This is a genomic window from Phyllobacterium sp. RCAM01083 (assembly GCF_055685835.1).
Genome location: NZ_JBVFZN010000005.1, coordinates 466066 through 479993, shown reverse-complemented (window position 1 = coordinate 479993; position 13928 = coordinate 466066). Strand labels below are relative to the sequence as shown.

Sequence of the window (13928 nt, the reverse complement as noted above, 5' to 3'; positions counted from 1 at the left end):
TGCCTGATGAATTGATATGAGCAGTTTTGCGCCGCGTCAACTGGATTAAAACAGTCAACAAAAACCCTCCCGGCTGCCGACCCGGGAGGGTGCGATGGTACGCCCCGCCTATTTCGGCAGGGTATAGGCGATGACGTAGTCACCGGCCTTGGTGTTGATCGAGCCGTGGCCGCCGGCGACGATGACGACGAACTGCCGCCCGTCGGGCAGCGCATAGGACATGGGTGTGGACTGTCCGCCCGCGGGAAGACGCCCTTCCCACAGCTGCTTGCCGGTGGTCACGTCATAGGCACGCAGATAATTGTCAACCGTTGCACCAAGGAATGCGACGCCGCCCGCCGTGATGATCGGGCCGCCCAGCCCCGGCACCCCGACCTTGAGCGGCAGGGGCAGCGGCGAGGAATCATACACCGTGCCGTTGCGGTGCTTCCAGGCGATCTTGCCTGTGCGCAGGTCCGCCCCCGCCACATAGCCCCAGGGCGGGGTCTGGCATGGCAGGCCGAGCGGCGAGACGAACGGCCCCATCACCACCGCATAGGGTGCGCCTTCATTGCGGTTGAGCCCCTGTTCGCTGCCCTTGGTGCCCGCGCCCGGTGCCGGCACATCGGCGCGCGGCACGAGCCGTGAAGTGAAGGCCAGATAGGTCGGCATGCCGAACATCACCTGCCGCTCCGGATCGACCGCCACGCCGCCCCAGTTGAACACGCCGAAATTGCCGGGATAGATCAGCGAGCCCTGCAGTGACGGCGGCGTATAGCGCCCCTCATAGCGCAGCTTGAGGAATTGGATGCGGCAGGCGAGCTGGTCGAACAGCGTCACGCCCCACATGTCCTTGCCCTGCAGCGGTCGCGGTATGAATGTCAGGCCGGAAACCGGCTGTGTCGGCGAGGTGTGGTCGCCCTCGATGGCACCGCCGGGGGCAGGCACCTCCTCGACCGGGATGATCGGCTCGCCCGAACGCCGGTCGAGCACGTAGATATCGCCCTGCTTTGTCGGGCCGACCAGTGCCGGAACCGCTCCGCTTGCGGTGTTGATGTCGACAAGGCTTGGCTGTGAGGGCACGTCCATGTCCCAGAGATCGTGGTGCACCGTCTGGCGCACCCAGCGCATCTGCCCGGTGTTGAGATCGAGCGCCACGATGGAGGACGAGAATTTCTCCACATTGGCGGACCGCCCGGCGCCAAGCTGGTCCGGCGTCTGGTTGCCGAGCGGCACATAGAGCAGCCCGAGTTTTTCATCGGCGCTGGAAATCGACCAGCTGTTGGGGGAATTGGCGGTGTATTTCTGTCCCTCCGGCAGCGGCGTCGTCACATCGGGATTGCCGGAATCCCAGTTCCACACCAGCGCGCCGGTATTGATATCAAAGGCGCGGATGACGCCGGACTGTTCGTGGATCGAATAGTTGTCATTGACAGCGCCGCCGACAATGATCTTGCCCGCGGCAATGACCGGCGGCGAGGTCGAATAGTAGTATCCGGCGGGGTTATAAGGCATGCCGGTTTCCAGATGGATGGTGCCCTTGTCGCCAAAAGCCGGGCAGACCTGGCCATTGGCCGCATCGAGCGCGATCAGCCTTGCATCGGCGGTCGGCATATAGACCCGCTCGGCGCAGGGTTGTCCGGCCGCGACGGTGGCATCGGCATAGTAGGACACGCCGCGGCAGGTCTGGTGCTGCCGGTTGTCATTGTCCTTCACCTGCGGATCAAAGCGCCATTTTTCCTTGCCGCTGGCGGCATCGAGCGCAATGACGAAGTTGTGCGGCGTGCAGATATAGAGCGTGTCGCGCACCTTGAGCGGTGTTACCTGATAGGTCGTTTCCGGAATATCGGTAGAGCGGCGCACATCGCCGGTCTGGTAGGTCCAGGCCACCTGCAGCTTGGCGACGTTGTCGGGCGTGATCTGCTTCAGCGGCGAATAGCGCTGGCCGTAGAGGCTGCGGCCATAGAAGTGCCAGTCGTCATTGGATACGCCGCCGATATCCGGCGTGGCGGTCACCGCCTCCCGGCTCAGCTGGCCGGGAAGATCGAGCGGGTCCCGGCTCATGGAATAGCCGGCGACGCCGAGCGCCACCAGAACGGCCAGCCAGAGCGGCGCTGCCCCCAGGGAGGCAGAGCCGGCATCGGCACGGGTCAGCCGGCCGCGCACCCACGGTGTCAGGAGCCAGAGCCCGAGCAGGATGATCACGCCGCCGCGCGGCGCCAGCTGCCACCAATCGAAGCGGATTTCCCAGATGGCCCAGCCCAGCGTGCCGATCACCAGCAGCGCATAGACCGACAATGCGGCCGAGCGCCGCCGGAAGAGGAGAATGGATGTGACGAGAAAGGCGAGCGCGGCGATGACGTAGTACCAGCTGCCGCCGAGAACGGCGAGCCAGACGCCGCCCGCACCCAGGGCAGCCGCGATGATCAGAAAAAGGAGAGCCGTCAGAGTGATTGCCATGGCAGGGATCCTTTCCAAGCTCAATCAAGATCGAATGGTCCTGACATGAGGCTGCGAACGGGCCATCGGCTGCCAGATTCCTCTCTGACCTAGGCGTATGCCCTAATTCAGAACGGCGCAATATCAACGATTGCAAATTTCAATCGCAAGTTTCAGGGGAAACTCTGCGCTAAATGCTGTATGTTCTTGCTTTGTATCGGATCGGTCTGGTTTTTCGATGCCGAATCACTACATTGGAGTGAAATGTCCGGATTGCCTGACGATATACCGTTCTTCGATGAACCTGATGCGCCTCGCCAGCCGCAGGGCATAGCCGCACGCGCCATGCAGGCGCGCGGCGCGCCGCCCTATCTCAATGGCCTCAACCCGGAACAGCGACTTGCGGTTGAAACCACCGAAGGGCCGGTACTGGTTCTCGCCGGTGCCGGAACCGGCAAGACACGGGTGCTGACATCGCGCATCGCCCACATCCTCTCCCTCGGCAAGGCCTATCCCAGCCAGATTCTTGCGGTGACCTTCACCAACAAGGCGGCGCGCGAGATGAAGGAGCGCATCGGCGTTCTCGTCGGCGGTGCCGTGGAAGGCATGCCCTGGCTCGGCACGTTCCACTCCATCGGTGTCAAGCTGCTGCGCCGCCATGCGGAACTGGTCGGCCTGCGCTCGGATTTCACCATTCTCGACACGGATGATGTCATCCGCCTGATCAAGCAGATCATTCAGGCCGAAGGGCTCGACGACAAACGCTGGCCTGCCAAGCAGTTCGCGCTGATGATCGACGGCTGGAAGAACAAGGGCCTCGGCCCTACGGAAATCCCTGAGGGCGATGCCCGCGCCTTTGCCAATGGCAAGGGCCGCGAACTCTATACCGCCTATCAGAACCGCCTGAAGACGCTCAATGCCTGCGATTTCGGCGACCTGCTCTGCCACCCCATCCGCATGTTCCGCGCCTATCCGGATGTGCTGAAGGAATATCACGCCAAATTCCGCTACATCCTCGTCGACGAGTATCAGGACACCAACACAGCCCAGTACATGTGGTTGCGCCTGATCGCGCAGGGCTCGAAGAATGTCTGCTGCGTTGGTGACGACGACCAGTCGATCTATGGCTGGCGCGGTGCGGAAGTCGACAATATCCTGCGCTTCGAGAAGGATTTTCCCGGCGCGGTCGTGATCCGCCTGGAGCGCAATTACCGCTCGACGGCGCATATTCTCGGCGCGGCGTCGTTCCTCATTTCCCACAATGAGGGCCGTCTCGGCAAAACCCTGTTCACCGATGCGCCGAATGCCGAAGACGCCAAGGTCAATGTCCACGCCGCCTGGGATTCCGAAGAGGAAGCCCGCGCGGTCGGCGAGGAAATCGAGCAGGCACAGCGCCGGGGCCACAACCTCAATGACATGTCGATCCTCGTGCGCGCCTCCTTCCAGATGCGCGAGTTCGAAGACCGTTTCGTCACCCTCGGCCTGAATTACCGCGTCGTTGGCGGCCCGCGGTTTTACGAGCGCCTCGAAATCCGCGATGCCCTCGCCTATTTCCGCGTCGTGGCTCAAGGGTCCGATGACCTTGCGCTGGAGCGCATCATCAACACGCCCAAGCGCGGCCTCGGTGAAGCCGCCGTGCGGCAGGTGCATGACTATGCCCGCGCCCGCGATATCGGCATGCTCGATGCCGCCGCCGATCTGGTGCAGACGGAAGAGCTGAAGCCCAAACCCCGTTCCGCCCTGCGCGAAGTGGTTGAAAACTTCCACCGCTGGCAATCTCTGATTGATTCAACGCCGCATACACAGCTCGCCGAGATGATCCTCGACGAATCCGGCTATACCGCCATGTGGCACGCCGACCGCTCGGCGGAAGCGCCGGGCCGGCTGGAAAACCTGAAGGAACTCATCCGCTCCATGGAGGAGTACGAGTCCCTGCGCTCCTTCCTCGAGCACGTGGCTTTGGTCATGGATGCCGAGCAGAATGAAAATCTCGATGCGGTCAACATCATGACACTGCATTCGGCCAAGGGGCTGGAATTCGAGACTGTCTTCCTGCCCGGCTGGGAGGAAGGCCTGTTCCCGCATCAGCGTGCGCTGGATGAGGGCGGCCGCTCCGGCCTTGAGGAAGAGCGGCGGCTTGCCTATGTCGGCCTGACCCGCGCCAAGAAGAACCTGCATATCTGGTTCGTCTCCAACCGGCGCATCCATGGCCTCTGGCAATCGACCATCCCCTCCCGTTTCCTCGAGGAACTGCCGGAAGCGCACGTGGAAGTTGTTGCGACGGGCAATTCCTATGGCGGATACGGCTCCGGCGGCGGCTATGGCCAGTCACGCTTCGACCGCGCCGATCCGTTTGAGAACACCTATTCGACGCCCGGCTGGCAGCGCGCCCAGCAGAACCGTTCCGACGCCACGCGCAACAATTGGGGCTCGCGCTCCGGCGCAAAGGTCGAGCGCATCGGCTATGGCGAGACGGATTCCGGCCACGGCGCCGGACGCGGCTCGGTCAAGGGCCGCATGATCGACGGCGAACTGGTGGCCAAATCCGTCAGCGAAACCCCGTCGAATTTCGACGTCGGCGACCGGGTGTTCCACATCAAGTTCGGCAACGGCAACGTCTCATCTATCGAAGGCAACAAGCTGACCATCGATTTCGACAAGGCCGGGCAAAAACGCGTGCTCGACAGTTTTGTGAAGCAGATCTGAGCGGACTGGGTTCTTTCACCCCCCTCTGGGCTGCCGCCCATCTCCCCCACAAGGGGGGAGAGCACATCGACATCAGTGATTTTACGTAATTTTCAATGTTGAAGATTAGCTGAAACAGCTGTGAAAGCTGATCTCCCCCCTTGTGGGGGAGATGTCCGGCAGGACAGAGGGGGGTAAAAACCCAACGGAAACACCCCAAACCTATTCCGGCTTGCCCTTGGTCCAGGTGACATTTCCGGCAAACAGCGGAATCGTGGCTATGGAGGTTTTGGCCGATCCATCCTGCACCTGGCTCGCATGGGCGAGATAGATCAGCGCATTGTTCTGCTTGTCGTAGATGCGGGTGATGTTCAGCTTCTTCCAGATCAGGCTGGTGCGCTCGGAAAACACCCGCTCACCGCCCTCGCCCAGCTTGATGTCGCCGATGACGATCGGGCCGGTCTGCTGGCAGGAGATCGACGCATTGGACGGATCCTCGAACCAGTTGCCCTTCTGCAGCCGGTCGATCACGCCGCGCGAGAACGAGGCGAGATGGCAGGTCACGCCCTGGATCTTCGGGTCGGCAACCGCATCGATGACGATGTCATTGCCCAGCCAGTCGACGCCGACCTTGCCGACCTCCTCCGCCTGAGCCGGCAGGATGGCGGCGCCCAGAAGGGCCAGAGCAGCGAGCATATGCTTCATCGAGAATCTCCTGAAATGGTTGGGCTTGCCAGACACAGTTGGATACGGCGTTGCGGAATTGCAAGCAGAACGGCCTGCTGCTCCTATCGTTCCCACTTCGCCAGAAAATCCTCGATGCCCAGCGACTGGATATCGGGGATGGCCTCGAAAATCGTCGTCGCGGGCCAGTCCCACCAGGCCAGCGCCATCAGGCGCTCGGCAATGGCGGCGGGAAAACGCGGACGGATCAGGCGCGCCGGATTGCCCGCGACGATGGTGTAGGGCGCCACGTTTTTGGTCACCACCGCATTGGCGCCGATCACCGCGCCGTGGCCGATGCTGATGCCGGGCATGATGACGGCGCCATGGCCGATCCACACATCGTGGCCGATGCTGACGCGCTTGGCCTGCCGCCGGGCACGGAACCCGAAATCGACCCCCTGATACCGGAAAAACTCATTGGGGCGATAGCTCACCTTGTGGGTGGTCAGCCGTTCCATCGGATGTTCCAGCGCGTTGATGCGCACATTGGACGCGATGGAGCAGAAGCGGCCGATATCCGCATAGATGCCTTCGCTGTGGCGTTCGATGTAGGAAAAATCCCCCATCGTCACATCGCGCAGGATCACCCGCTCGCTGACCTCGGCGAAACGGCCGAGCTTGACGCCCTTGAGCTGTGCCGTCGGGTGGATGCGCGGTTCGGGATTCTGGAAGCGGAGGTCGTCGGGATCAGCCATCGTGCTTTCTCAAATAAGGTTGCGGCAATTCTTTTGCATAAAAGCCGGTGAAATCCTATAATCCCCGCATGAAATCATCCTATTCCATCAGCCCATCGCGATTGACGCTCTACACGACACTGGCACTCTTTGCAGCCATGGCGACGGGCGCAACCTTTGCCGCATGGTTCAACCATGGCGATACGATCTTCCTGTCGCTGATCCAGGCTGGTCTTTCCTGGTGCATATAGAAGCACCAACACAGCCCCCAGAGGAAATGTACTTATGAACAGACGTCTGATGCCGTTTCTTGTCGTGGCAATCATGCTGCTGGCCGCCGCGGCCGGATGGATCACGTTCCAGTCCTACCGCCATCAGCCGGGCTCCGCCAATGCCGGCCCCTTCGGCGTACCGTTTCAGCTTGTGACCATGAACGGCGAGCCGGTCACCGAGGCGGCGTTCCGGCAAAAACCGTCAGCGGTGTTCTTCGGCTTCACCCATTGCCCGGAAATCTGCCCGACCACCCTGTTCGAACTCGATGCCTGGCTGAAGCAGCTCGGGCCTGAAGGCCAGAATATCAACGCCTATTTCGTCACCGTCGATCCCGAACGCGATACCGCCGACGTCATGAAAACCTATGTCGGCAATGTCTCGGACCGCATCACCGGCATAACAGGCGATCCGGACAAGATGGCGGCGATGCTCAAGGGCTACAGCGTCTATGCGCGCAAGGTTCCCACCCAAGGCAGCGACTACACCATGGACCACACCGCCTCGGTCTTTCTTCTGGATAGCAAAGGCGGTTTCTTCGGCACCATTGCCTATGGCGAAAATCCTGATACGGCTGTGGCAAAGCTAAAACGTCTGGCCAAGAGCTGATGCACTATCTAATGGTGCGTGGTTCGACAAGCTCACCATGAGGGAAGGTGTTGGCTGCAAGGCCAAACTGAAACATTGCAGAATAGAACTCCCTGCAACACTCGGCTTCCCTCATGGTGAGCTTGTCGAACCACGCACTCAGGACCAAGCAGAGCCACCTGCCATTTCGAAAGTATCCGACCCGATGACCCAGACCCGCCTGTTCCTCACCGCTGGCAAGATCGAAGCCGACCGCGTGTTCGATCTGCTGCAGCTCGCCTTTGAAGAGGATGGCCTGCCGATCTCCACCTTCGAAGTGGACGAGGATGCGGAAATCTTCGACGTCTCGGTCTATACGTTCGAGCCCGACGAGATCGAGCCGCGCATCCGCGATATCCTGGGCAGCCATGCCGTCAACCTCGACGTGCAGCGCGAACAGGTACCCGATATCGATTGGGTCGCCCATTCGCTCGAAGGCCTCTCGCCGGTGCGTGCCGGACGGTTCTTCGTGCACGGCTCGCACGACCGCGACAAGCGCCGCATCAACGATCTCGGCATCGAGATCGACGCCGGCCTTGCCTTCGGCACCGGCCACCACGGCACCACCTCCGGCTGCCTCGACATGATCGGCGAGGTGATCCGCCGCGAACATCCGCGCAATGCGCTGGATCTGGGCACCGGCAGCGCCGTGCTGGCCATCGGCATTGCCAAGCTTGCCCCCATTCCGGTTCTGGCGACGGATATCGATCCGGTGGCCGTCGCGGTGGCACAGGACAATGTGGTGAAGAACGGCGTCGCTGCGCGCGTCCAGACGGAGACGGCCACGGGCTTCCATCACCCGGCCATGCGCTTTGCCGCGCCGTTCGACCTGATCGTCGCCAATATCCTCGCCCGCCCGCTGATGCAGCTCGCGCCGGAGATGCGCAAGCATCTGGCCTGGGGCGGATCGCTCATTCTCTCGGGCATTCTGGAAACCCAGCGTGACAAGGTGCTGGCGGCCTATCGCGTACAGGGTCTTTTCCACCAGAAAACGCTGCGGCGCGAGGGCTGGGTCACCCTGCACCTCAAGGCGAAATCCACCTACTGAATGAAAAGGGCAGCTTTCGCTGCCCTTTGTTTGAGACGGCGTAGGCATGTGCCCGGTTCTTTGGCGCATGCCGTCTTGAAAAACCCGGTGCAAACCGCGTGCCTCCATTGCCTCCGCCGTGATCGAAAGATAGGTTCCATCACCCAACAGCAGAGGTTTGCATCACCATGTTCCAGTCGTTTGAGGTCGTCAGCAATCCGGCCACCGGCGCCCCGCGCGTTGCCAAGCTGCGCGCCGAACTCGAATCCCTCGGTCTTGACGGTTTTCTGGTTCCCCGTGCCGACGAACACCAGGGCGAATATGTACCGCCGCGCGCCCAGCGCCTGGCCTGGCTGACCGGCTTCACCGGCTCTGCCGGTGTCGTGCTTGTCCTCAGGAAACAGGCGCATCTCTTTGTCGACGGCCGCTACACCCTGCAGGCCGCCGAGCAGACCGACCCGGCTGTTTTCAGCGTGGAAAGCCTGGTGGAAACCCCGCCGCCGGTCTGGTTGCGCAACAGCGGCCGCAAACTGACCATCGGCTTCGACCCGTGGCTGCACACCATTGCCGAAACCAAGGCGCTGCGCGAAGCGCTGGAAGCCAATGGCGGCACGCTGGTGGCGGTCGAGCACAATCTGGTCGATCTGGTCTGGGAAAACCAGCCTGCCCCGCCGCTCGAAGCCGTGACCATCCAGCCGGAAAAATATGCCGGGAAACTCGCCAGCGACAAGCTGAAGGAACTGGCCGAAGCGGTGGAAAAGGCCAAGGCTGACGCAACCGTTTTGACCGATCCCTCCTCCATCGCCTGGGCCTTCAACATCCGCGGCAATGATGTGAGCAACACGCCGCTGCCCCTGTCCTTCGCCATCATCCCGGTGTCCGGAGAACCGCTGCTCTTCATCGACAAGCGCAAGCTGCCCATCGAGACGGAGGCCTATCTGACCCAGCTCTCAACGCTGCGCCCGCCATCGGCCCTTGAAGCGGATGTCGCCAGCCTCGGCGCACAGGGCAAGACCGTGATGCTCGACCCGGCGCTCGCGGCGGAAAAACTGCGGCTCGTGGTCGACCATGCCGGCGGCAGGATTGTCGAAGGTACGGATCCCGCCCGCCTGCCCCGCGCCCTGAAGAACCCGGCGGAACTGGCTGGCGCGCGCAAAGCGCATGAGCGCGACGGCATTGCCATGGTGTCGTTCCTGGCCTGGGTCGACGCGCAGGTACCCGGCACAATCGACGAGATCAATGCGGCGAAGAAGCTGGAGGAAACCCGCCGCAGCGTGGCCGAAGGGTTCCAGATGCCGCTGGAAAACCTTTCGTTCGACAGCATTTCCGGTGCGGGGCCGAATGGCGCCTTTGCCCATTACCGCGTCAACACCCAGTCAAACCGCAAGTTGCAGGATGGCGAACTCTATCTGATCGACAGCGGCGGCCAGTACCGCGACGGCACGACCGATATCACCCGCACCCTCCCCGTCGGCAAACCGACGGACGACATGAAGCGCAAGTTCACGCTGGTGCTCAAGGGCGTCATCGCCATCACCACCGCGCGCTTCCCCAAGGGCACGCGCGGCATGGACATCGACGTGCTCGCCCGTATCGCCCTGTGGAAGCAGGGCTATGATTACGGCCACGGCACCGGCCATGGGGTCGGCTCGTTCCTGTCTGTACATGAGGGTCCGCAGAGCATTTCCAAGCGCGGCACGCACGAACTGCTGCCGGGCATGATCCTGTCCAACGAACCCGGCTACTACAAGCCCGGCGGCTACGGCATCCGCACGGAAAACCTGCTCATTGTCACGGAACCTGTCGTACCCGAGGGCGGCGATATCCCGATGATGGGTTTCGAAACGATCACGTTCTGCCCGATCGACAAGCGCCTGATCGATACCAGCCTGCTGATCCGGGAAGAACTGGTATGGCTCGATTCCTATCACGCGAAGGTGCGCGAGGTTCTGCTGCCGCACACCGTTGCTGCCGACCGCGACTGGCTGATCAAGGCAACCGAACCGCTCGGGTAACTTATACGTGAAGCTGGCGCAGCAGGATGATCATGGCTGCGCCGGCGAGAAACATCGTCAGCGCGTTGAACCGCAGGGAAACCAGCCCGGCAAACACCAGCGCAACCACGCCGCGCCAGTCCGCCGTGGCGATGGCGGGCGCCACCAGCGTCGTCAGAACCGCGGCGGGCACGGCATTGAGCGCCACTTCGACGCGCGGATGCACGCGGTCGAAGCGCGACAGGACGAGATGACCGCCAATGCGGGTCAGGAACGTCAGCACGGCACCGGCGAGAATAATCCAGAAGATCGTCGACATCTCAGTTCTCCCCCGCAGTTTTGTCGGGTTTCGCCACGATCACGGCGGTCAGGATACCGGCGAGCGCGCCGATGCTGACATGCCAGGGCGAGCCGATGGTCTTGGCCGCGACTATCGATGCGATACCGCTGGCAATGACGATGGGCGCCCAGTTGGAGCGTTTGCGGAAACCCATGACCAGGCCGAGGAAATAGATGGGCAGCAGCATGTCGATCCCCAGAGCGTGCGGATCCTTGATCAGATTGCCGAAGAGCCCGCCAATCCACGCTTCCACCACCCACATCACATAGATCGGCGTCGCCACGCCGAGATACCAGGCAAAGGTGACGGGCACGCCGGACTCCGCCCGCTTTTCGGTCTCGGCATATTGCGGATCGGTCAGCAGGAAATAGCTCAGCAGGCTTTCGGGAATGGTGAAATGGCCGATGCGGCGGCCGACGGCAGCCGAATACAGCACGTGGCGGAAGTTGACCGCGAAGATGGAAAAGACGATCAGCCAGGCCGGAATATTGTGGCCGAACAGCTCGATGCCGACCATCTGGCTCGCACCGCCAAAAATCGCCGCGCTCATCAGCACCGCTTCAAATACGGTAAAGCCGTTGTCGATGGCAAGCGCGCCGAACAGCAGGCCGAAAGGCGCCGAGGCAATCATCACGGGAAGCCCGCGACGGAACCCCTGCCAGAATTCCACGCCAAAGCCTGCCCGCCGCGCAACGGTGGTTTCGTCTTGATATGTTTGTTCGCTCATGATGAGCGTGGTCTAAGGCAGGTTGGCCAGCCTGTCACGTGAGAATTGTTGATTGCTATCATCAATGTTGCTGCAGCGTCGAACAGCCTGGCCAACTGCGTCGATAGTGTGCGTGGTTCGACACGCACACCAGACCCGGCAATCGTCTGAACTCAGAACTTCTGGGTCAGCGAAATGCGGAAGCTGCGGCCCACTTCGGCGTAGCGGTCGGCCACCGCGAGATTGATATCGTTCGGGACATCCGTAGCATTCCAGTATTTCTTGTCGAAGACGTTGAAGACACCGGCCTGGAGCTTCATGCCCTTGGCAAACTTCGGCTCCCAATAGGCTGTCGTATCGACGATGCCATAGCCTGGAGCAACGAAACCGCCGCCACTGACCTTGTCGCGCGCTGCGGCCATCGTCAGCGACACGTCGGCACCCCAGCTGTCGGCGTTATAGCCGAGGCCGACAATCGCGCGGATCGGCGGGATGGAGTTCAGATATTCCTGGGTTTCGGTGTTCTTGCCCTGCGAGACGGCAACCGATGCCCATGTCACCCAGTTCTCGGCGAAATTGACGCGGCCATTGAGTTCGGCACCGTAGATCTGCACGCGATTGAGATTGGCATAACCGGTGATGCCGCCAACCGGATACTCGCCGCCGGGCGGAGCAATGGTCACGTTGTCGATGAAGTTGCGGTAGTAATTGTTGAAGACGCTGGCCGACAGCGCATATCTGTCGCTCTCATACTTGGCGCCAACCTCGAAACCATTGCTGGTCTCAGCCTTCAGGCCGGGATTGCCGACACGGGCATAGGAACCGGGCGCGCCGTAGTTCTGGAACAGTTCCTGCGCGGACGGCGCGCGGAAGCCCTGCGCCCACTGCACATAGAAATCAAGTTCGCTGGTGGCGTGATAGGTCGCCCGCAGCTTCGGCGTAAAGCGCGAGTCGCTGTTGGACGCCGGCAATGTCCCGTTGAAGTTGGGGCCATGCTCATAGGCTGCGGTCGACTGCGGATTGTGCTCGTACCAGTCGAAACGCCCGCCCGGAGTCAGGGTCAGACGGCCATTCAGAAGCTCGATATCATCCTCGGCATAGATGCCGAATCCGGTCGACTGCACGTCGGGCATGTCGGAACTGTTGGCATGCAGCATGCGGCAGGTCTGCGGGCCGAAGGGCTGGGGCAGCTTGCTCCAGTCGACACTCGGGCAATTGTCGACGCCCGCCGCGTACTGATGCATGTTCTGCCGGTAGATTTCCGTACCGATGCGGAACTTGTGCCGGATGTCGCCGATCTCGGCTTCCTTGACCACATAGCCGGTAAAGCCATAGGCATCGAGGTTCAGCTCGTTGTCGCGCTTGTACACGCCCGAGGGGAAGCCATAGCGGAACGGGTCGCCGCGAATGATCCGCGCCCTGGCATCCGGCAAGCGGATGGCATCGGTCGTATTGGTCAGGGTCTGCTGCGTCCAGTAGGCAACGGCGTGCGCCTCGTCCACCCAGCCGCCCTTGTCCGGGGCGATGTAGTCATAGCTGCCGGAAATGCGCTTGCGCTCATAGTTCTCGCCGGACTTGAAACTGTCGGGCACATAGGCCGATGTCGTTCCGATAAAATTGTCCGAATCGGAATCCTTCTTGAAGATTTCGCCGGTCAGGCCGAAACGATGGCCGCCCTCGACATTCTGGTAGAGTTTTACCAGCACATTGCCCTGATCGTAATCGAGTGGATTGGCCTCTGTGCGTCCAGTGCCATAACCGCCGATATCACCGGGGGTATCTTTTTCGTGCCCCTGGCGATACCCGCCCTGCACGAGGAATTCGGTGTTGCCGGCGCGCGCCGCAACCGCCGCATTGCTGCGCCAGCTGCGATCGCCGCTGTCATAGGTACCTTTGGTCAGAACGCCCCAGTTGCGCCCATCGCTGATGACATCGGACGGGTCGAGCGTGCGCATCTGGACAACCCCGCCCAGCGCGCCAGAACCGTAACGGCTTGAGTCGGCGCCCTTGGTGATGTCAATCTTGGAGAGCCCGTCGAAATCAAAACCGTCGAGACCGCCCTGCGTTCCGCGCGGATCGGAAATCCACGGCACACGGATGCCATCGATCGTCGTCAACACCCGGTCCTGGTCGAGACCGCGCAGATTGATACTCTTCGAGGTGGAGTTGAAATTGACGCCCGCATCAACCCGGCGCCCCAGATCCTGGAAATTATCGACCATCCGCTTCTGGATGGTTTCGCGCTCGGTCGTCGCCGTCAGCGGCGTCGCCTCCGTGCCGCTCTGATTGCGCTTGAGCACAATGGGCGCCAGCTCGATTGTTTCGCCCGTTGCCGGTGCGCTTTGGGCAAACGCTGCGCCCGTGCCCAATCCCACAACCAGCAGGGTACCCGCGCTACCGCACATCAGGCGCGCAAGCATGTTCCGTGTCAAAACCATATCCAAACCCCCGAGAGAATGCT

At 61.8% G+C, this 13928-nt stretch carries 11 protein-coding genes; 5 read left to right on the top strand and 6 right to left on the bottom strand.

Features of this window, described 5'->3' with window-relative positions:
• Positions 1-108: 108 nt before the first annotated feature.
• Complete coding sequence (locus ACZ25R_RS08975; RefSeq protein WP_472460762.1) at positions 109-2439, bottom strand: glucose/quinate/shikimate family membrane-bound PQQ-dependent dehydrogenase; 2331 nt, start codon at positions 2437-2439, stop codon at positions 109-111.
• A 243-nt stretch (positions 2440-2682) separates the two neighbouring features.
• On the opposite strand from ACZ25R_RS08975, the gene ACZ25R_RS08970 reads away from it, so the two are divergent.
• On the top strand, positions 2683-5124 hold the full coding sequence (locus ACZ25R_RS08970) for an ATP-dependent helicase (protein ID WP_472460761.1): 2442 nt from the start codon (positions 2683-2685) through the stop codon (positions 5122-5124).
• A 201-nt stretch (positions 5125-5325) separates the two neighbouring features.
• Here the strand turns inward: ACZ25R_RS08970 and ACZ25R_RS08965 are convergent, their stop codons facing one another.
• Together ACZ25R_RS08965 and ACZ25R_RS08960 are read right to left on the bottom strand one after the other, a co-directional pair.
• Entirely contained in the window at positions 5326-5808 is a 483-nt protein-coding gene (locus ACZ25R_RS08965) for a CreA family protein (RefSeq protein ID WP_403176842.1), read from the bottom strand.
• 83 nt (positions 5809-5891) lie between these two features.
• Positions 5892-6524 (bottom strand): DapH/DapD/GlmU-related protein, encoded by a 633-nt coding sequence (locus ACZ25R_RS08960; RefSeq protein WP_472460760.1) that lies wholly within the window; start codon positions 6522-6524, stop codon positions 5892-5894.
• Positions 6525-6592: 68 nt separating this feature from the next.
• Here ACZ25R_RS08960 and ACZ25R_RS08955 point away from each other — a divergent pair, with 68 nt between their 5' ends.
• The 4 genes from ACZ25R_RS08955 to ACZ25R_RS08940 all read left to right on the top strand — a co-directional run bounded on the left by ACZ25R_RS08955 (position 6593) and on the right by ACZ25R_RS08940 (position 10442).
• Entirely contained in the window at positions 6593-6754 is a 162-nt protein-coding gene (locus ACZ25R_RS08955; protein ID WP_223612750.1) for a hypothetical protein, read from the top strand.
• 34 nt (positions 6755-6788) lie between these two features.
• Complete coding sequence (locus ACZ25R_RS08950) at positions 6789-7382, top strand: SCO family protein (RefSeq protein WP_223612749.1); 594 nt, start codon at positions 6789-6791, stop codon at positions 7380-7382.
• A gap of 184 nt (positions 7383-7566) precedes the next feature.
• Complete coding sequence (locus tag ACZ25R_RS08945; protein WP_472460759.1) at positions 7567-8448, top strand: 50S ribosomal protein L11 methyltransferase; 882 nt, start codon at positions 7567-7569, stop codon at positions 8446-8448.
• Between the two features lie 167 nt (positions 8449-8615).
• Positions 8616-10442, top strand: coding sequence for an aminopeptidase P family protein (locus ACZ25R_RS08940; protein ID WP_472460758.1), 1827 nt, complete (start codon positions 8616-8618; stop codon positions 10440-10442).
• A gap of 1 nt (position 10443) precedes the next feature.
• Here the strand turns inward: ACZ25R_RS08940 and ACZ25R_RS08935 are convergent, their stop codons facing one another.
• The 3 genes from ACZ25R_RS08935 to ACZ25R_RS08925 all read right to left on the bottom strand — a co-directional run bounded on the left by ACZ25R_RS08935 (position 10444) and on the right by ACZ25R_RS08925 (position 13905).
• Positions 10444-10740 carry an AzlD family protein gene (locus tag ACZ25R_RS08935; RefSeq protein ID WP_464661223.1) on the bottom strand — a complete coding sequence of 99 codons (297 nt, stop codon included), beginning with the start codon at positions 10738-10740 and terminating at the stop codon, positions 10444-10446.
• 1 nt (position 10741) lies between these two features.
• Positions 10742-11488, bottom strand: coding sequence for an AzlC family ABC transporter permease (locus ACZ25R_RS08930; RefSeq protein WP_472460757.1), 747 nt, complete (start codon positions 11486-11488; stop codon positions 10742-10744).
• A 152-nt stretch (positions 11489-11640) separates the two neighbouring features.
• Positions 11641-13905, bottom strand: coding sequence for a TonB-dependent hemoglobin/transferrin/lactoferrin family receptor (locus tag ACZ25R_RS08925; RefSeq protein ID WP_472460756.1), 2265 nt, complete (start codon positions 13903-13905; stop codon positions 11641-11643).
• Between the last annotated feature and the right edge of the window lie 23 nt (positions 13906-13928).

Coding starts and splice junctions, on each gene's coding strand:
- ACZ25R_RS08970 (WP_472460761.1), top strand. CDS start 2,683: ATGTCCGGATTGCCTGACGATATACCGTTCTTCGATGAACCTGATGCG.
- ACZ25R_RS08945 (WP_472460759.1), top strand. CDS start 7,567: ATGACCCAGACCCGCCTGTTCCTCACCGCTGGCAAGATCGAAGCCGAC.
- ACZ25R_RS08940 (WP_472460758.1), top strand. CDS start 8,616: ATGTTCCAGTCGTTTGAGGTCGTCAGCAATCCGGCCACCGGCGCCCCG.
- ACZ25R_RS08925 (WP_472460756.1), bottom strand. CDS start 13,905: ATGGTTTTGACACGGAACATGCTTGCGCGCCTGATGTGCGGTAGCGCG.
- ACZ25R_RS08965 (WP_403176842.1), bottom strand. CDS start 5,808: ATGAAGCATATGCTCGCTGCTCTGGCCCTTCTGGGCGCCGCCATCCTG.
- ACZ25R_RS08930 (WP_472460757.1), bottom strand. CDS start 11,488: ATGAGCGAACAAACATATCAAGACGAAACCACCGTTGCGCGGCGGGCA.
- ACZ25R_RS08935 (WP_464661223.1), bottom strand. CDS start 10,740: ATGTCGACGATCTTCTGGATTATTCTCGCCGGTGCCGTGCTGACGTTC.
- ACZ25R_RS08975 (WP_472460762.1), bottom strand. CDS start 2,439: ATGGCAATCACTCTGACGGCTCTCCTTTTTCTGATCATCGCGGCTGCC.
- ACZ25R_RS08955 (WP_223612750.1), top strand. CDS start 6,593: ATGAAATCATCCTATTCCATCAGCCCATCGCGATTGACGCTCTACACG.
- ACZ25R_RS08960 (WP_472460760.1), bottom strand. CDS start 6,524: ATGGCTGATCCCGACGACCTCCGCTTCCAGAATCCCGAACCGCGCATC.
- ACZ25R_RS08950 (WP_223612749.1), top strand. CDS start 6,789: ATGAACAGACGTCTGATGCCGTTTCTTGTCGTGGCAATCATGCTGCTG.